This window comes from uncultured Psychroserpens sp., assembly GCF_947501425.1.
Classification (GTDB): Bacteria; Bacteroidota; Bacteroidia; order Flavobacteriales; family Flavobacteriaceae; genus Psychroserpens.
The window spans coordinates 428,204-446,107 of sequence record NZ_CANMVN010000001.1 but is presented as its reverse complement, the minus strand read 5'-3'; the positions used below and the strand labels follow the sequence as shown (position 1 = coordinate 446,107).

Genomic DNA, 17,904 nt, shown 5'->3' with positions numbered 1-17,904 from the left:
TTATAGAATGTAGAAGATCAAACCAATTTTAACGGCATTCATTTCAACCGAATTGGAATTCTCACTCAACTTAGCATCAGTGTCAAAAATGGTATTTAAACCGTAATACAGATGAAAATTAACATTAGAATAGCCTGCGCTTAAAGTTAATCCGTACTGGAATGCATTAAAATTGTCAATATTAGATATTTTTATGTCATCAGGACTACCATTAAACTTTGAAGAATTATACACCACATATCCTACTTTAATTCCAGTATAGATTCGCCAGAAATCATAATCTTTTGCAGTAGAAGTACGCCATCTAAATTCAAATGGCATTTCAACTAAGTACGTTGTAAATTTATTTTTATTAAAAGATACATCATCCTCTAAAACCGTATAATTAAGACTGCCATTATCTTCGGAAATTAATAGATTTTGATTATATGAATTTGTTGATATTCCTAGTCCAATTCCAATAGCTACATTTCGTCTTTCATTAATTGGCATATCTCTGATAAATCCAAAATGAAAACCACTTGAAAATCCACTTTGCGATACACCACTCGGCTTATTTCCGAGTAAATTGTAGGTTACAGAGGCATAAAACTGATCTTCCCTGTACTTTCTATCAACTATTGAATCTGTCTTCTTAACACCTTCTTGTGAAGACTGAGCAGATAATGTTTGAAAACTAACCAGTACTATTATTAAATATAAAATAGGCTTCATCTTACAAATATAACTCAATACTTATTTAAAAATTTTGAATATTATCATAAAAAAAGCATCCAGATTGGATGCTTTTTTTTATAAAATATGTGAGAATGACTAATTATCCATTGCACTACCAGTTCCAGTAGTATAATTGATTTTTAATGCATTTGCTTCTCTGAGCTCTTGTTTGATATCACCAACAATACCCATATTAGCATCTCTATCTACTTTTAAAGATATCGTTAGATATGGTACCAGCTCTTCTCTAAGAGCTGCTCTTTCAGCATTTATGAAAGCTTGAATCTCTTTAATATCTGCAAATTTATCATTAAGCTGTAGTCTTGCTTCTGTACCAAACTTCTCATAACCTCTTGCAGGTTTTCCAGCATAGATATAACTAATTGGATTTTTCTTGTCCAGTTTCTCAACTTGATCTGCCAGAGGCAACTTATTCTCAATTAATAAATTATCTTCTCTCATTACAGTAACAACCATAAAGAAAAACAACAGCATAAAAACAATATCTGGTAGAGATGCTGTATTTACAGCTGGTAATGCATTGTCTTTTTTGTTCTTAAATTTAGACATATTGTTAATGTTTTTTTATTGTACTTCAGAGAGTTTTTCTGGATACTCATTTCTGATTTGATCGATAACTTCTTTGAGCTTTTCTTTGTTTCCGTTAAACTTTGGATCTTTATATTCTTTCTCCATCTTAACGAAATCCATATCTCTAAATCCTCTTTTAGGACCTATTTGTAAAGCTCTTTTATTACGTAAATCATTGTAAGCAGCTACCAACTCATTCTGTACTGAAATGTATGCAGAATAAGATGTTTCTCTTTCATTTTTTAGAGATATAATCGCTTTGTCAGGATTATCAGAAGACTTTGGATCTTTCGCACCATTACAGTAATCGCAAGAACCGTCACCTCCATTATCTAAAAACTTAATCGCAGCAGCTCTCAAATCTTTGAGTTCCATCAGCTCATCTTCAACTAATAATTGATCTTTACCGTTTAATAATACAGTAAAAATATTCTTTTCCTTGATAACAACTTCTTCATCGTTTGGCGGCTCCATTGGAGGTAGCTTACGGTTGATTCCTGAATCTTTAGGGATCGTCGTAGTTACTAGGAAAAATATAAGAAGTAGGAATGCAATATCTGCCATAGATCCTGCATTAACTTCTGGTGCTGATCGCTTTGCCATAATTTATAATTATTTACTAAGCATTTTCTTAACTCCGAAAAACAACATTAAGCCTGCTGCCATCAAAATTAAAATATAGAATGCTTTGATTCCTGCTTCAATAAGTTGAGATTGTCCAGCTGTAAGTGTTGTACCATCACTAAGAGTTCTTTCAACTCCTGACGATGCAAACCAAGCTATAACTAGAACTAAAGCAAATACTCCTAAAGACATTAAAGCCTTTTTCAATTTATCTGGATTACTTACTAAGTTAACTAAGCTAAATGCAACAGCAGATATAGCAGCAATAGCTAAAACTACATATGCTAGCGTCGCAAAGTTTGATAAAACACCTTGATTAGCTACATCAGCCTCAATCGCTTCATCACCAATCATCATTATTCTTACTAAGAAGAATACTGCAATTAGACCTATTACTAAAGCAACAATTTTGATTATTTTTTGAATATTCATATGATGTTCGATTTAATAATTGGTTTATTATTTCTTGTGTCTTACTAATAAATCCATTAGTGAGATAGATGCATCTTCCATATCGTTAACGATGCTATCAATTTTAGAGATAATGTAATTGTAAAAGATTTGTAATATAATAGCAACAATCAGACCAAATACTGTTGTTAATAAGGCTACTTTAATACCACCTGCTACTAATGAAGGGTTCATATCACCTGCAGCTTCAATTTTATCAAAGGCATCAATCATACCAAGTACAGTTCCCATGAAACCAAGCATTGGTGCTAATGCAATAAATAACGAAATCCAAGATACGTTCTTCTCTAATTGTCCCATTTGAACTCCACCATAAGCTACTACAGCTTTTTCAGCAGCATCAATATCTTCGTCTGCTCTATCTAATCCTTGGTAGAATATAGATGCAACAGGTCCTTTTGTGTTTCTACAAACTTCCTTAGCAGCTTCAATTCCTCCAGAATTAAGTGCATCCTCTACATTTGCAGTTAACTTCTTTGAATTGGTAGTTGCAAGATTTAAATAGATAATTCTTTCAATAGCAATAGCTAATCCTAGAATTAAACATAGCAATACAATTCCCATAAAAAATGGACCACCTTCAATAAAACGCTCTTTTACCTGTTGTGTAAAAGACTTCTCTGGTTCAGCAGTTGTTGTGTCTTCTTGAAATGATGTGGTAACTGCTGTAGTTGCAGCTTCTACTGTGTAAGCATTTGTACTTGCATTAACAGTACCGAAAGCCATGATACATGCTATGGCTAAGATAGAAAATAGTCTTTTCATCGTTCTTGTTCTTAATTTTTATTAGTTAAAGTGTTAAAGATATAAAAAAATTGTAATTAAAAAATAAAAATCCCCATTGAGGCGCAAGGTTTAACGTTGTTTAACTCAATTTGAATTTTATATCGACGAATTTAATTAAAATGTTTTGGATTTCTTGTCCGGATTAGAAAAAAACTTTTTTAAAAAGTAATTAAAAAATAAACATCTCTCCATAACGCTATACTATATACTAAGGTGTATAAAGAGTCACGCCCTGTACGTCAATTACTTAAATCTAATTCAAAAAAGATATCAATAACTTCAGCCTTTATTTCTAAAATTTTTAGTGGGTTAATTTATTGAACTAGGTTATCACTTAGCTGAGATTATAGATTCATATTATATAGTTCTATAAAACAAATCTTCAATCAGCAAACCTACGTTTGCGGATGAAAACACCCTTAAGAATTTACTGAAGCAAGCTTCGACATCATTAGGATTAGCTTTCAACTTCGCTAAAGCTCCGTTGAACAGAGACGCTGATCCTAATTAGCTATGCTGGTAATACATCGTAAATCAGCAAACCTACGTTTGCTGATGAAAACACCCTTAAGAATTTACTGAAGCAAGCTTCGACAAATTCTTAAGGGTGTTTTCATGTATTCGCAGAGAGGAAGGGATTCGAACCCTCGATACCCTTTTGGAGTATACACACTTTCCAGGCGTGCGCCTTCGACCACTCGGCCACCTCTCTAGTTTAAGTCATCTCACCTCGCAATGAGGTTTCAAATATAGTTTTAAATGTTTTGATAGACACTCGTGCGCCTAACAAAAACATTAATTTCGCAAGAGCTGCTTCTGTAGTAATATCTTTTCCAGAAATAACTCCTATAGTTTTTAATTGTGTACTGGTTTCATATTGCCCCATATTTACACTTCCTCCTGAACACTGAGTTACATTAATAACTGGAACTCCTCTTTTAATGGTTTTCTTTAATAATTCAATAAACCAAGATTCTGAAGTGGTATTGCCAGCACCATACGTTTCTAATACTATACCTTTAATATGACTCATTTCAAACATTGGTTCTAAGATTGATTTACAAATACCAGGAAACAACTTTATCAATAAAATATTAGTTTCAAAGGTCTTATGAACCACTAGCTTTTTCCTAGTATTAGGCTTATATAAATCATCGTATTCAATTTTTAAATGAACACCAGACTCTGCTAAATGGGGATAATTTAACGACTCGAAAGCTTCAAAATGCTCAGCATTAATTTTTGTCGTTCTATTTCCGCGATATAATTTATATTCAAAGTATAATCCTACTTCTTTAATTACTGGCTTTCCTCCTTTTTGTAAAGATGCCATTTGAATTGAAGTGATCAAATTCTCCTTTGCATCAGTTCGTAAATCACCAATAGGTAATTGAGATCCCGTAAGAATAATAGGTTTGGCTAAATTCTCAAAAATAAAACTTAATGCCGAAGCAGAATAGCTCATGGTATCACTTCCATGAAGTACCACAAAACCGTCAAAATCATCATAATGCTTTTCAATAATTTCGGCCATTTTCACCCAATACTCAGGATTCATATTACTAGAATCTATGGGGTCCTCAAACGAAACCGTCTCGATATTACAATCTAAAAGATTCAACTCAGGTATTTGTTCCAATAAATTATTGAAGTCAAATGCTTTCAAAGCGCCAGTTTCAGGATCCTTGATCATACCAATGGTTCCTCCTGTATATATTAATAATATGTTGGGTTGATAACTGGACATTTTATACGCCAAATATTTCTTTGGAATTCTGGGTGGTAATTTCGGCAATTTTTTCTTCGGAAACCGAATATATTTCAGCTAATTTTTCTAAAATCTTAATAATGTAAGCACTTTCATTACGTTTCCCTCTGTAAGGTTTTGGAGCAAGATATGGTGAATCGGTCTCAAGCACAATGTGTTTGAGATCAATCTCTTTTAAAAACTGATCTATCTTTCCATTTTTAAAGGTAGCAACACCTCCAATTCCTAGCTTCATATTATAGGATATAGCACGATGAGCTTGTTCTAAAGTTCCGGTGAAGCAATGAAATATTCCAAAAAGTTTATCATCTTTCTCCGTTTCTAATACTTCGAAAATTTCATCAAAAGCGTTTCTGCAATGAATAACAATTGGTAATTCATACTGTTTTGCAAGCTGAATTTGATGCCTGAATGCTTTCTTTTGTATATCTAAAGTTGATGTATCCCAATAGAGATCAATTCCTATTTCTCCAACAGCATAAAAATGACGTTTGGCCAGCATGTCTTCCACATGTTGCAGTTCTTCTTGATAATTTTCCTTTACTGAAGTAGGATGCAAACCCATCATTAAAAAAGTATGATCAGGAAAATCTGCTTCTAATTTCAACATAGCTTCTGTATAACCAGAATCTATTGCTGGAATAAAAAAACGAGACACATTCTCAGCAATCGCTCGCTTAATCATGTCATGTCTGTCTTCGTCAAAAGCATCACTATATAAATGTGTGTGCGTATCTGTTATAATCATAGTGCAAAAATAATCGTTTTATAGAATTATATTTGCAAAAAAAATAGTTATGGAAACTTTACAGGAGTATTTATTGGATAAAGGGTACACTAAGGTAAAATTAAAGCTCACTAAAACCAATCATTTTGAGATGAAAGCATCCATTAATGGTGTCAAAGGACTATTTATTTTAGACACTGGCGCCTCAAGTTCATGTGTTGGTTTTGAGGCTATAGAAACCTTTAAACTCAATGCCAAAGACTCTAAAATTAAAGCTGCTGGTGCAGGTGCTACTGATATGATGACCCAATTATCAAAAAAGAATACGATTAAAATTGGAAAATGGAAAAAGGACAAGGTGGCTCTTATCTTATTCAATTTAATACATGTAAATACTGCGTTAAAAAATCATGATGCAAAACCTGTAGATGGAATTATAGGTGCCGACATTTTAAAAAAATCTAAAGCCATAATAGATTACGAAAAGAAATACTTGTATTTAAAATTATAAAATTATGTATAAAGGTTAGCAAAAACTCTTTATCTTTATACAACAATCCCTCAGATTAATAGCCCAATGTCCACGTCAATAATAATAGCAGACGACCATCCACTAATTCTTAAAGGTCTTAACGATTTTCTTTTAGAAAAAGAATTTAATGTCATTGCCAGTGCCAAGAATGGTAAAGAAGCGTTCACACTAATTAATGCTCATCAACCTGATATAGCTATTTTGGATATACAAATGCCTATACTTACAGGGCTGCAAGTTGCTGAAAAATGTAAAGCCGAAGAATTAAACACAAAGATTATTATCATCACTTTCGAAAAAAGCGAAGACATCTACAACAAAGCAAAGTCTCTTGGCATTTACGGATATATCTTAAAAGAATTTGCAATTGCTGAGATAGAAAACTGCATAGCTTCTGTGCTTCAAGAGAAGTCTTACTTTAGTCCTGAGCTGATAGAATACCTGGAAATAAAAGAAACACCAGAGGCATTGAAAACTTTAACTGATGCTGAAATGAAAGTCTTTAAGCTAACTGCAGAAAACAAGACAGCTAAAGAAATTGCCAATATTTTATTCATCTCAGATCGTACCGTAGAAAAACATAAAAGTAATATCAGAACTAAGTTGAAATTAGAATCAAAGGCTAATAGCATTGTTCTGTATGCTAAAGAATATGAAGAATTTTTATCAAAATATACGTAGAACTACGTATTGACTCTATTTGTTTTAATACTGATATTTGTATTAGCTATTAATCTTTATAGGGAGGATTTAATAACTAAAGCTCTGGATTGTTTATCGATTCAGAGTTTTTTTATGTTAAAGCCAAAAAATACGTAGAACTACGTATTGATTGACTTTAATTTATTAGCTAAGTTTGTGACGCTATTAATCAATTTCCTTTCATAAAACAGAGGAATAAAAGCTCTAGATCATTTTGGTTTAGAGCTTTTTTGTGTTTTAAACCACCGTAATCCTAACTCATCTCAAATTTTAACACTTTAAATATGAAATATACGTAGAACTACGTATTGTTTGATGTTGGATTAATGGCGAATTTTACACCAGAGTTATTAATATTAGAGGGATTTATTTATAGTAACTCTATTAATTAATTAGGGTATATAAGGCTCTGAGTGTCTTCATAAGCTCAGAGCTTTATTGAAATCGAAAAGTATAATTTAAAAATATATAAAAATGGAAACGATGAAAAACAAACACAGCCTCACTAACAAACTATTTATAGCAGGCTTAATCTTTAGTGCCATTTTAATTATATCAATAAATATTCTTGTGAATTTTTTTTAGTTATTAGTTAGTTATTTTTTATTAGGGAGAAAAAGCGCAATCCAAATTTTGAATTGCGCTTTTTTGTATAAGGTTATTATGTGAATAAGATTACATCTCTAAGGCTTTCTTCACATCATTATTCATTAATAATTCTACCGGATTTTCTAAAGCTTCTTTAACAGCTACTAAGAATCCAACACTTTCTTTACCATCAATAATTCTATGATCGTAAGATAATGCTACATACATAATTGGTCTAATCTCTACCTTACCATCAATAGCTACAGGACGCTCAACAATATTGTGCATTCCTAAAATACCACTTTGAGGAGGATTAATGATAGGCGTTGACAACATGCTTCCAAATACACCTCCATTTGAAATGGTAAATGTTCCACCTGTCATTTCATCAACAGTTATTTGTCCGTCACGAGCTCTAATAGCTAGACGCTTAACCTCAGACTCAACTCCTCTAAAGCTTAAATTTTCAGCATTTCTAATTACAGGTACCATAAGACCTTTTGGTCCAGACACTGCAATAGATACATCTACAAAATCATAAGTTATCATTTCTTTACCGTCAATCATAGAATTAACAGCTGGGTATAATTTTAATGCTCTCACTACTGCCAATGTAAAGAAACTCATAAACCCAAGGCTTACACCATGTTTCGCTTTAAAGTCTTCTTTATATTGTTTACGCAATTCAAAAATAGGTGACATATCCACCTCATTAAATGTAGTCAACATTGCTGTTGTATTCTTTGCTTCAACCAAACGCTCTGCTACTTTACGACGTAACATGGACATTTTACTACGAGATGATCCTCGGTTTCCACCAGTAGGAGTTCCCATAGAAGGCACTGCATTGACAGCGTCGTCTTTGGTAATACGTCCATCTTTCCCTGTACCTTTTACAGATGAGGCATCAATCCCTTTTTCATCTAATATCTTTTTTGCTGCAGGACTGGCAACACCAGAGGCATAGGTTTGTGAAGCTGGGTTTGGTGCTTTTTCGTGATTTGCTTTTGTCTCTCCTGAGTTAAGGTCTTTCATTAACTCTTTAGTCTCCTGCTTCGTAGCACCTCCTTCGTCACCTCCACCTTTATAAGTTTCAGGCGCATCCTCAGATGTGTCTCCTGAAGGCTTTTCTGCTGATGTATCAATTAAACAGACAACAGCTCCAACCTCAACAGCATCACCTTCCTCAGCTTTTAAAGTAATTGTACCACTAGCCTCTGCAGGTAATTCCAGTGTAGCTTTATCACTATCGACTTCAGCAATAGCTTGATCTTTTTCAACATAGTCTCCATCTTGCACTAGCCATTCAGCAATTTCTACTTCTGTGATTGATTCTCCTGGTGAAGGAACTTTCATTTCTAAAATCATCGTTCTATAATTTTATTTTAAGCGTTTGTATCAGTTTATATTTTTTATAAAATCTTCTTTTACCGGAAGATAATCTTCTTTAATTTTTCCATTGACAAGTATCTTATCAAAGTAAATCTTTCCTCCTGTAGATATGTTCATATCAACAGCGTTTTGTAGACTCAAATGTAAATGAGCTTCTGTGGTATTACCTGAATTTCCACATTGCCCCATGACATCTCCTTGTTTTATCATTTGCCCTTCTTTAACTAGAATAGAATTCTCTTTCAAGTGGGCAAACAATATATATTCCTCAGCTTCGGTTTGTAATACAATTGTATTCCCTGTGAGTTGCTCTGGATTAAGCTCTCCTGGAATATTATCTTTAACTCCAGTGATCACTTTTACCACTTTTGCATCACAAGGTGCAATAATATCTTTTCCGAAAACATAATAATTTTCGTTTTTCTTCGGATCTCCACTATATGAAGAACCATCCTTAACCATTAATATGTCGTAAGCATACTGTTGATCTTCATAAGCCACATGATAGTTTTGCGCAACAGTTGTACCTCCCCAAAACACAAACCATTCTTCTTTAAATGGCAATATCATCTTCGTGGTGTTTCGTTCTATGATTGGTAGATCATTTGGCTTATGAGGTGTGACGAGTAAACCTCCTATTTTATCAGAATTATCTAAATATAAAAGCATATCTCTAGACTCAGATTCATAAGTAACTTTGTAAATATGTGCTACGCCTTGTTTTAATCTATTAAATTCAAATGCCTTAATGTCTCCTAATCTGGATTTCATATCAGTAAAAAAGGCTTCAGTCTTATCAATTGGTAATGCCGTTTGCATGTCGGCATTAAACAACTCGAAAACACCATTATAATCACTAGCATTATAAAGGTCTTTGAATTGAGATACAATGAGGTTATAGTTTTCTTTTTCCTGAGAAAATGAAAACAGCGTAAAAATAAAAGCAATTATGAAACCTATTTTTTTCACCTATCGTTGGTTGTTTTTAGTTTTATCAAAAACATAATCTATAACTTCCTGATGACGCTTTTTAGACCTCACACTACTACCTGCTGCTGGCGCTCCATAAGGTCGTCTTGATGCTGCTCTAAATGTTTTCGCTTCATCTAAATGCATAAGTATGTGACTATACGCTCCCATATTTCTAGGTTCTTCCTGAGCCCAGACAATATCATTGGCATTTTTATATTTAGCAATAGCTTCTTTCATTTGTTTTTCTGGTAATGGGAATAGTTGTTCTACTCTTACCAAGGCTACGTCATCTCTTTTCAGCTCTTCCCGTTGTTCAAGCAAATCATAGTAAAACTTACCTGTAACGAAAACTAATGTTTTGACTTTATCTGCTTTTACAGTAGCATCATCAATAACCATTTGGAAACTGCCATTAGCAAACTCATCAACAGTTGACACTACCAATGGATGGCGCAACAAACTCTTAGGTGTAAATACAATTAAAGGTTTTCTAAACTCTGCTTTCATTTGTTTACGTAACAAATGATACATGTTTGCAGGTGTTGTACAATCCATGACAAACATATTGTCCTTAGCGCAAAGCTGTAAATAACGCTCCATACGTCCAGAAGAGTGTTCTGCTCCTTGACCTTCATAACCATGAGGTAATAACATGACCAATCCGTTTTGTAGCTTCCATTTATCTTCAGCAGCTGAAATATATTGATCTAGCATAATCTGTGCTCCATTACTGAAGTCGCCAAATTGTGCTTCCCATATAGTTAAAGTTTTCGGACTCGCCATAGCATACCCATAATCAAAACCTACAACACCATATTCTGATAGTAAGGAATTATATATATAGAACTGACCTTGATTTTCACTAATTTGATTGAGCAGTAAGATTTCCTCTTCACTATCTTCCACCTTCACTACAGCATGTCGATGAGAGAACGTACCTCGCTCTACATCCTGACCAGAAATACGAACATCGTAACCTTCTTCCAATAGAGTTCCGTAAGCCAGATGCTCTGCCATTGCCCAGTCTAGTTTATCTTCATCAAACATTTTTTGACGTGATTGTACCAAACGCTCAATTTTACGGATGAATTTTTTATTCTCAGGTAATGTTGAAATTACTTTAGTTATTTTTTCTAACCCTTCTTTAGAGTAAGTAGTATCAACAGGCTGCATCATTTTATCCTCCACAACCGTCTGAAAATCGACCCATTTATCTTGCATAAATGGTGTGATCACTGTTTTGTCCTCTTTACGAGAATCTTCTAATTTTTCTTCAAGCTTATCCTTATACTGCTTTTCTAATTCGGAGACATAGTCTTTATTGATTACACCTTCAGCAATTAACTTTTCAGCATATATATCTCTTGGATTTTGGTGCTTAGAGATCGCTTTATATAATTTAGGTTGTGTAAAACGTGGCTCATCACCTTCGTTATGCCCATATTTTCTGTATCCGAGAAGATCAATAAATACATCACGTCTAAATTTCATCCTAAAATGAAGTGCAAATAACATCGCATGAACCACTGCCTCAGCATCATCAGCATTAACGTGCATTACAGGAGATAGGGTTACTTTACCAACATCTGTACAGTATGTGCTTGATCTTCCGTCTAGATAATTGGTTGTAAATCCAATTTGATTATTAACTACAATATGGATGGTACCATTAGTTCGATAACCATCAAGCTTGGCCATTTGTACGACTTCGTACACCAAACCTTGACCAGAAATTGCTGCATCTCCATGCACTACAATTGGTAAGACTTGTGATGGATTATCACTATATTTTTCGTCTTGTTTTGCTCTTGCTATTCCCTCTACAACAGCACCAACAGTCTCTAAATGAGATGGGTTTGGAGCAATGTTAAGGTTAATTTTCTTTCCACCATCTGTCACACGATTACTCGTCCATCCTAAATGGTATTTTACATCACCATCAAATACTTCTTGTTCATAATCTTTTCCATCAAACTCACTAAAGATATCCTTGGCAGATTTTCCGAAGATATTTGTCAGCGTACTTAAACGACCACGATGCGCCATACCCATAACAAATTCTTTAACACCATGATTTGCAGCATTTTCAATTAGCGAATCTAAGGCAGGAATAAGCGACTCATTACCTTCTAGAGAAAATCGTTTCTGACCAACATATTTTGTGTGTAGAAAGCTTTCAAAAGATACCGCTTCATTTAATTTTTTTAGAATGTGCTTTTTTTGTTCAGCAGAAAACTGAGGTTGATTATCATTAATGTTCAACTTATTTTGAATCCATTCAATCTCCTCGGGCTTTCTAATGTACATATACTCAACACCGATAGAATCACAATAAATACGTTCTAGATGTCCTATAATATTTCTTAAGGTCGATTTCCCAATACCAATAATTTCTCCTGCTGAAAACACGGTATCCATGTCACTTTGTGACAGACCAAACGTTTCAATAGCTAAGGTTGGCGAGTACTTTCTACGTTCTCTAACCGGATTGGTTCGGGTAAATAAATGTCCTCGATTTCTGTAACCATCAATCAATTTCACTACCTGAAACTCCTTCTGTACGTGTTCTGGAATTTGCGTGGAAACACCATCTACAATGTCATCTTGTATTCCATAACTTTCACTACCAAAATCGTAACCTTGAAAAAAGGCTCTCCAACTTGGTTCTACAGAATCTGGATTTTTTAGGTATTGTTCGTATAAATCAGCAAAGTATGCTGTGTGTGCTGCGTTTAAAAAGGAATATTTATCCATTATATGGTGTAAGTCGTTTTCGCTTCAACAAAATTTAGACAAAAATACAACATTTACTAAAATTAGTAGTGGTTTTGTTATATTTATAGATGTTATTTAACGCAAATTTTTGAATATGAAATTTTCAAGTCTTTTTAAAATCAAAACCCTAATGGTTTTGGTGATTTTTATAAATTTCTCAATGGTCTCATTTTCGCAAACCAACACTAATGAGAATAGTAATGATACCTTTTGGAAAAATGTGAGATTTGGTGGTGGGATTGGATTGAGTTTTGGAGATGGTTTTTTTAGCGGTACTTTGGCTCCTAGTGCTATCTATCAATTTAATCCTGATTTTGCTCTAGGATTGGGGCTTAATGGCACATATAATAAGCAAAGAGACTTTTTTAAATCTACCATATTAGGCGCCAGTGTTATTAGTCTATATAATCCAATTCAAGAACTACAGGTCTCTGGTGAGTTTGAGCAACTCAATGTCAATCAAACTTTTGACAACAATGCGTTTCAGGATCGTAATTACTGGGTTCCAGCACTATTTGTAGGATTAGGATACAGAACTAATAATGTCATTTTTGGAATGCGCTATGATGTTCTCTATGATAGAGATAAAAGTGTTTATGCAGATCCTTGGATGCCTTTTGTAAGAGTCTTCTTTTAATCTCAAGAAGCTTTAAATGTGTATCCTCAAGAATAAGTATTTCGAAACCATACTTTTTGCCATTCACGTTGCAATACTAAAAACGTAACCTGCTCAGAGAGTTTTAAAGTATCATTACCATCAAGTTGTTTTATTTTAGCTTCGGAAACATCTATGATGTAGAGCAGATTGAGATAATCAGCAAATTTTTCTTGTATCAATTTATAAATCACTTCATGAAGTAGATATTTCAAACTAGAAGGCAAAATATCTTCTTCAAAATCTAGATCGATATTAGCTAATAAAAAGTCTTTATTGACTTGCTTTATGAGTTTTTTATAGAGATTTAAACGTTCGGCCTCAGTAATTAAACTCTCAAAAGTAGTGGGTAGTTTAGACATTGCGTTTCATTAAGTCATTTCCAAAAGCTTTTAAAGCGGCTTTATTTTCTTCGGAAATTTTAATCGCATCTAAAACAGAAAAGGCTTTAATTGTATAAGTCTCAATTTCTTTTTTGGTAGCCTCTGCTGAACCACTAGACACAAATAATTGTTTAACTGTATCTATTTTATCTGATGGGTCAGATGGACTAATCCCATAGAGATACTCTAATTGTAACTTATCATCTTCATTTGAAAATTCTAGTGCTTTGAGATAGAGATACGTTTTTTTATTCTCAATAATATCACCTCCAACTTGTTTCCCAAAAGTTTCAGGATCCCCAAAAGCGTCTAAATAATCATCTTGTAATTGAAATGCAATTCCTAGGTGTCTCCCGAAGTCATAAATAGAGTTTTGACATTCCTTAGATGCATTAGCTACAATAGCTCCCATTTTCATGGCTGCTCCTACAAGAACTGCAGTTTTATATTCTATCATTTTAAGATATTCTGGAATGGTCACATCGTCCCGAGTTTCAAAATCAACATCGTATTGCTGACCTTCACATACCTCTAATGCTGTCTTACTAAATAATTTAGCTAGATCCTGAAAGGCCTTTGAGTCATAATTCTCGAATAGCTGATATGCCATAATCAACATAGCATCTCCTGAAAGGATTCCTGTATTGACATCCCACTTTTCATGTACAGTATCCTGACCACGTCTCAAAGGTGCATCATCCATAATATCGTCATGTACCAGAGAAAAATTATGAAATACCTCAACGCTCAATGCAGCATTGAGTGCCTTTTTGTAATCACATCCAAAAATTTCAGCTGTCATCAACGTTAATATTGGTCTTAGACGTTTTCCTCCAAGCTGTAAAATATAGTGGATAGGCTCATAAAGTGTTTCAGGTTCTTTAGGTTGAACAAACGCTTCAAGATGTTCTAAAAAAGCACTGTGGTAAGATTGAATATTCTGCATTGTGCAAAAATAATGCAAATGGATAAATCAACCACAACACTTTAACGCAATGTTAAAAAAACATTAAAACTTTGGAAACTATTTTTGTTTTTAAAGTTTCCATACATATCTTTGCACCTGATTATGAGAGATAAAATTATACATAAGTCGGCTGAATTATTTCTAAACCTAGGGTTTAAAAGTGTTACAATGGACGACATTGCTACCGAAATGGGCATTTCCAAAAAAACGATATATGTTCACTTTAAGAATAAAACAAAGTTAGTTGAAGCGGTAACATTCAATCTATTTGATACTATTTGTGATGGTATTGATTCCATTTGTGATAATGCACCTAACCCAATTGAAGAACTATATTCAATAAAGATGTTTGTGATGCATCACTTGAAAAATGAAAAGTCATCACCTCAGTATCAACTTAAAAAATATTACCCGCAGATATATGATGTTCTTAAATACAAACAATTTGAAAAAATGCATCAATCTGTTAAAGACAGTTTAAATCATGGTGTTGAAACAGGTGTTTTTAGAAAATCAATAGATGTTGACTTTATATCACGTATGTATTTTACAGGTATGACTGGTATTAAAGACAATATGTTTTTCCCTACTGAAACATACAATATGAATTATCTCATGGAAAGCTATCTGGAGTATCACTTACGTGCTATCGTCTCAGAAAAAGGAATGACAATACTTAATAATTTCATACACAATCAATCATAAATTTAAATGAAACATTTACCAATCATACTGTTACTAATGTGTTTTAGTTTGGGATTTACCCAAAACACACCTTCTAGCTTTACATTGCAAGAAGCTATAGATTATGCATTAGAAAATAACAGACAAGCAAAAAATGCTGCTCGAGATATCGAAGCTGCCAAACAACAAAAATGGGAAACTACTGCAACAGGTTTACCTCAACTAAATACTAATATCAATTATCAAAACTTCTTAAAACAGCAAGTATCTGTAATTCCAGCAGAATTTTTTGGAGGAAATCCAGGTGAATTTGCAGAAGTTATATTTGGAACAAAACAAAGTGCTTCAGCAACAGCGACTTTAAATCAAATGCTTTTTGATGGGTCTTATATTGTTGGATTACAGTCTGCTAAAGTATTCTTAGAAATTTCAGAAAATGCCAAAGTAAAAACTGATCTTGAGGTAAGAAAAGCTGTTATTAACGCTTACGGAAATGTATTACTTGCAGAAGAAAATATCATCATCCTTGAGAAAAACCTGAAAGTTTTAGAAAAAAACCTCTTCGAGACCAATAAAATTTATGAAAACGGACTAGAAGAACAAGAGAGTGTTGAACAACTTCAAATTACTTTATCCAATGTAAAGAGTAATCTTAATAATGTCAACAGACTTAAGAAGATTGCCTATCAAATGCTAAATATCACTTTAGGAATCGATTTTGATACAGAAATCTCTTTAACCGATAATCTAGAATCTCTAGCTATGAGAAATATAACAATGGATATTTTAGATGAAGCTAACGATGTCTCAACTACTATAGATTACAAGATTGCAGAAAATGACACAAGAGCTAAAGAGTTGATGGTGAAACTTGAAAAAAGTAGAGCTTTGCCAACACTTAACGCCTTTATAAATGGAAGTTATACAGCATTTGATAATGAGTTTGTATTCCTTGATAGCAATACAAAATGGTTTGGTGCATCTTTATTTGGACTAAACTTAGACATTCCTATTTTCAGCTCAGGTAAACGAAGTGCAGCAACTCAACGCGCTAAAATAAATCTTGAAAAAGCTAAAGATGACCTCACGGAAACTGAACAACGACTAAATCTTGAAATAGCAACTGCAAAAAGTAATTTCAAATTTGCTGTTGAAGACTACGATAATAAAAAACAAAACTTAGACCTCGCTGAACGAATTGAACAAAAAAATCAAACTAAATTCTTCGAAGGTGTAGGCTCAAGCTTTGAACTTAGACAAGCACAAACACAATTATATACAGCTCAACAAGAATTTATTCAAGCCATGCTAGATGTTATCAATACCAAAGCTGAACTTGAAACTGTATTAAATAAACCAATCAACAACTAAAAAAATTGCCAAATGAAATATATTGTAACCTTATTTTTTATCACTCTATTTGTTGTTTCCTGCGGAAATAAGAAAACACAAAGTGTAGAAGATATTATTGCTTCTAATGATTTGGAGCAAATTCGTCAAAAGAAAACGCAACTTGATGCGCAACAACAGGAATTGTCTCAGCAGTTAAAAGAATTAAGTGCTAAGATCAAAGAATTAGACCCACAAGAAAAAATTCCATTAATCACCACTTTTACTGCAAAAGAAACTGTATTTACACACTTTGTTGAATTACAAGGTAGTGTTGACACCAAGAAAAACTTAGTGATCTATCCAGAATACTCAGGTATTCTAACTAATGTTTTTGTAAAGGAAGGTCAAAAGGTGAGAAAAGGACAAACCTTAGCAAAAATTGATGATGGCGGATTAAGTCAGCAAGTTTCTCAATTACAGATCCAGGCAGATCTGGCAAAAACCACTTTTGAACGTCAAAAGCGTTTATGGGAACAAAATATAGGAAGTGAAATTCAATATTTACAAGCTAAATCTAATTATGAAGCACAACAAAAAGCTGTTGGACAATTACAACAGCAAGTTGCCAGAACGTTAGTTAAAGCCCCTTTTTCAGGAACTATAGATGATGTTATTACAGAGCAAGGAAGTGTTGTAGCTCCTGGACAATCTCAATTATTTAGAATTGTAAACTTAGATGAAATGTATATTGAAACTGATGTTCCAGAAAGCTACATTACCAATGTAACAGAAGGTAAAATGGTAGAAGTAGAATTTCCGGTATTAGGAAAAAGTATGGAAGCAAAAGTTCGTCAGGCTGGTAGTTTTATAAATCCAGCGAATAGAACCTTTAAAGTAGAAGTGGCCATACCAAACGGAAATAAAAACATCAAACCAAATCTTACGGCAAAATTGAAAATCAATGATTACACCAATGAAAAAGCCATTTTAATTCCGTTGAGTATCATTTCAGAAAATGCACAAGGCGAGCAATATGTATATACCATTTCAGATAAGTCTGAAGATAAAGCCACTGCAAAACGCACCATTATCACTACTGGCAAAACGCAAGGCGACAATATTGAAGTGCTCTCTGGCTTGTCAAATTCAGATGAAATTATTCAAGAAGGCGCCAGAAGTGTAAAAGATGGACAAGAAGTAAAGGTCATCACATTAGAAACTAACTAGTCTACAAAAAA

18 protein-coding genes and 1 tRNA gene are annotated in these 17,904 nt (G+C 33.5%); 6 read left to right on the top strand and 13 right to left on the bottom strand.

The features are described from left to right. The 8 genes from Q0951_RS02025 to Q0951_RS01990 all read right to left on the bottom strand — a co-directional run bounded on the left by Q0951_RS02025 (window position 1) and on the right by Q0951_RS01990 (window position 5,705). Window positions 1-714, bottom strand: coding sequence for a porin family protein (locus Q0951_RS02025; RefSeq protein WP_299333614.1), 714 nt, complete (start codon window positions 712-714; stop codon window positions 1-3). Window positions 715-813: 99 nt separating this feature from the next. After that, window positions 814-1,287 carry a biopolymer transporter ExbD gene (locus Q0951_RS02020; protein ID WP_299333611.1) on the bottom strand — a complete coding sequence of 158 codons (474 nt, stop codon included), beginning with the start codon at window positions 1,285-1,287 and terminating at the stop codon, window positions 814-816. Between the two features lie 15 nt (window positions 1,288-1,302). After that, window positions 1,303-1,911, bottom strand: a complete 609-nt coding sequence (locus Q0951_RS02015) for a biopolymer transporter ExbD (RefSeq protein ID WP_299333608.1) — start codon at window positions 1,909-1,911, stop codon at window positions 1,303-1,305. Between the two features lie 9 nt (window positions 1,912-1,920). Next, window positions 1,921-2,364: a hypothetical protein gene (locus Q0951_RS02010; protein ID WP_299333605.1), complete on the bottom strand. Its 444-nt coding sequence runs from the start codon at window positions 2,362-2,364 to the stop codon at window positions 1,921-1,923. Between the two features lie 27 nt (window positions 2,365-2,391). After that, window positions 2,392-3,168 carry a MotA/TolQ/ExbB proton channel family protein gene (locus Q0951_RS02005; RefSeq protein ID WP_299333602.1) on the bottom strand — a complete coding sequence of 259 codons (777 nt, stop codon included), beginning with the start codon at window positions 3,166-3,168 and terminating at the stop codon, window positions 2,392-2,394. A gap of 645 nt (window positions 3,169-3,813) precedes the next feature. Further along, window positions 3,814-3,901: transfer RNA gene (locus Q0951_RS02000), tRNA-Ser, on the bottom strand. A gap of 3 nt (window positions 3,902-3,904) precedes the next feature. Then, on the bottom strand, window positions 3,905-4,936 hold the full coding sequence (locus Q0951_RS01995) for an asparaginase (protein WP_299333860.1): 1,032 nt from the start codon (window positions 4,934-4,936) through the stop codon (window positions 3,905-3,907). 1 nt (window position 4,937) lies between these two features. Then, window positions 4,938-5,705, bottom strand: a complete 768-nt coding sequence (locus Q0951_RS01990) for a TatD family hydrolase (RefSeq protein ID WP_299333599.1) — start codon at window positions 5,703-5,705, stop codon at window positions 4,938-4,940. Window positions 5,706-5,754: 49 nt separating this feature from the next. On the opposite strand from Q0951_RS01990, the gene Q0951_RS01985 reads away from it, so the two are divergent. Then, a complete protein-coding gene (locus Q0951_RS01985) occupies window positions 5,755-6,195 on the top strand; it encodes a retropepsin-like aspartic protease (RefSeq protein WP_299333596.1) in 441 nt (146 codons plus the stop codon). A gap of 66 nt (window positions 6,196-6,261) precedes the next feature. Further along, the gene (locus tag Q0951_RS01980; RefSeq protein ID WP_299333593.1) at window positions 6,262-6,897 is read left to right on the top strand and encodes a response regulator transcription factor; all 636 of its coding nucleotides are present in this window, start codon (window positions 6,262-6,264) and stop codon (window positions 6,895-6,897) included. Between the two features lie 696 nt (window positions 6,898-7,593). On the opposite strand, the gene odhB is transcribed toward Q0951_RS01980, so the two are convergent. The 3 genes from odhB to Q0951_RS01965 are packed head-to-tail and all read right to left on the bottom strand — an operon-like array spanning window position 7,594 to window position 12,624. Beyond that, the gene (odhB, locus tag Q0951_RS01975; protein WP_299333590.1) at window positions 7,594-8,874 is read right to left on the bottom strand and encodes a 2-oxoglutarate dehydrogenase complex dihydrolipoyllysine-residue succinyltransferase; all 1,281 of its coding nucleotides are present in this window, start codon (window positions 8,872-8,874) and stop codon (window positions 7,594-7,596) included. 30 nt (window positions 8,875-8,904) lie between these two features. After that, window positions 8,905-9,867, bottom strand: a complete 963-nt coding sequence (locus Q0951_RS01970) for a peptidoglycan DD-metalloendopeptidase family protein (RefSeq protein WP_299333587.1) — start codon at window positions 9,865-9,867, stop codon at window positions 8,905-8,907. Further along, entirely contained in the window at window positions 9,868-12,624 is a 2,757-nt protein-coding gene (locus tag Q0951_RS01965) for a 2-oxoglutarate dehydrogenase E1 component (RefSeq protein WP_299333584.1), read from the bottom strand. A 115-nt stretch (window positions 12,625-12,739) separates the two neighbouring features. On the opposite strand from Q0951_RS01965, the gene Q0951_RS01960 reads away from it, so the two are divergent. Beyond that, window positions 12,740-13,282, top strand: coding sequence for an alpha-ketoglutarate decarboxylase (locus Q0951_RS01960; RefSeq protein ID WP_299333581.1), 543 nt, complete (start codon window positions 12,740-12,742; stop codon window positions 13,280-13,282). A 26-nt stretch (window positions 13,283-13,308) separates the two neighbouring features. Here Q0951_RS01960 and Q0951_RS01955 read toward each other — a convergent pair whose 3' ends face one another. Together Q0951_RS01955 and Q0951_RS01950 are read right to left on the bottom strand one after the other, a co-directional pair. Then, entirely contained in the window at window positions 13,309-13,662 is a 354-nt protein-coding gene (locus tag Q0951_RS01955; protein WP_299333578.1) for a hypothetical protein, read from the bottom strand. Further along, a complete protein-coding gene (locus Q0951_RS01950) occupies window positions 13,655-14,629 on the bottom strand; it encodes a polyprenyl synthetase family protein (protein ID WP_299333575.1) in 975 nt (324 codons plus the stop codon). Before Q0951_RS01950 ends, Q0951_RS01955 begins: the two co-directional genes overlap by 8 nt. 123 nt (window positions 14,630-14,752) lie before the next feature. On the opposite strand from Q0951_RS01950, the gene Q0951_RS01945 reads away from it, so the two are divergent. From Q0951_RS01945 to Q0951_RS01935, 3 genes are read left to right on the top strand one after another with little or no spacing between them, the layout of a single operon-like run. Continuing rightward, window positions 14,753-15,355 (top strand): TetR/AcrR family transcriptional regulator, encoded by a 603-nt coding sequence (locus tag Q0951_RS01945; protein ID WP_299333572.1) that lies wholly within the window; start codon window positions 14,753-14,755, stop codon window positions 15,353-15,355. Window positions 15,356-15,361: 6 nt separating this feature from the next. Continuing rightward, on the top strand, window positions 15,362-16,705 hold the full coding sequence (locus Q0951_RS01940; protein ID WP_299333569.1) for a TolC family protein: 1,344 nt from the start codon (window positions 15,362-15,364) through the stop codon (window positions 16,703-16,705). A 12-nt stretch (window positions 16,706-16,717) separates the two neighbouring features. After that, a complete protein-coding gene (locus Q0951_RS01935; RefSeq protein WP_299333567.1) occupies window positions 16,718-17,893 on the top strand; it encodes an efflux RND transporter periplasmic adaptor subunit in 1,176 nt (391 codons plus the stop codon). Window positions 17,894-17,904: the final 11 nt, after the last annotated feature.

Excerpts from the sequence above, each read along its gene's own strand:
- Q0951_RS02025 (WP_299333614.1), bottom strand. The coding sequence starts at position 714 with ATGAAGCCTATTTTATATTTAATAATAGTACTGGTTAGTTTTCAAACA.
- Q0951_RS02020 (WP_299333611.1), bottom strand. The coding sequence starts at position 1,287 with ATGTCTAAATTTAAGAACAAAAAAGACAATGCATTACCAGCTGTAAAT.
- Q0951_RS02015 (WP_299333608.1), bottom strand. The coding sequence starts at position 1,911 with ATGGCAAAGCGATCAGCACCAGAAGTTAATGCAGGATCTATGGCAGAT.
- Q0951_RS02010 (WP_299333605.1), bottom strand. The coding sequence starts at position 2,364 with ATGAATATTCAAAAAATAATCAAAATTGTTGCTTTAGTAATAGGTCTA.
- Q0951_RS02005 (WP_299333602.1), bottom strand. The coding sequence starts at position 3,168 with ATGAAAAGACTATTTTCTATCTTAGCCATAGCATGTATCATGGCTTTC.
- Q0951_RS01995 (WP_299333860.1), bottom strand. The coding sequence starts at position 4,936 with ATGTCCAGTTATCAACCCAACATATTATTAATATATACAGGAGGAACC.
- Q0951_RS01990 (WP_299333599.1), bottom strand. The coding sequence starts at position 5,705 with ATGATTATAACAGATACGCACACACATTTATATAGTGATGCTTTTGAC.
- Q0951_RS01985 (WP_299333596.1), top strand. The coding sequence starts at position 5,755 with ATGGAAACTTTACAGGAGTATTTATTGGATAAAGGGTACACTAAGGTA.
- Q0951_RS01980 (WP_299333593.1), top strand. The coding sequence starts at position 6,262 with ATGTCCACGTCAATAATAATAGCAGACGACCATCCACTAATTCTTAAA.
- odhB (WP_299333590.1), bottom strand. The coding sequence starts at position 8,874 with ATGATTTTAGAAATGAAAGTTCCTTCACCAGGAGAATCAATCACAGAA.
- Q0951_RS01965 (WP_299333584.1), bottom strand. The coding sequence starts at position 12,624 with ATGGATAAATATTCCTTTTTAAACGCAGCACACACAGCATACTTTGCT.
- Q0951_RS01960 (WP_299333581.1), top strand. The coding sequence starts at position 12,740 with ATGAAATTTTCAAGTCTTTTTAAAATCAAAACCCTAATGGTTTTGGTG.
- Q0951_RS01955 (WP_299333578.1), bottom strand. The coding sequence starts at position 13,662 with ATGTCTAAACTACCCACTACTTTTGAGAGTTTAATTACTGAGGCCGAA.
- Q0951_RS01950 (WP_299333575.1), bottom strand. The coding sequence starts at position 14,629 with ATGCAGAATATTCAATCTTACCACAGTGCTTTTTTAGAACATCTTGAA.
- Q0951_RS01945 (WP_299333572.1), top strand. The coding sequence starts at position 14,753 with ATGAGAGATAAAATTATACATAAGTCGGCTGAATTATTTCTAAACCTA.
- Q0951_RS01940 (WP_299333569.1), top strand. The coding sequence starts at position 15,362 with ATGAAACATTTACCAATCATACTGTTACTAATGTGTTTTAGTTTGGGA.
- Q0951_RS01935 (WP_299333567.1), top strand. The coding sequence starts at position 16,718 with ATGAAATATATTGTAACCTTATTTTTTATCACTCTATTTGTTGTTTCC.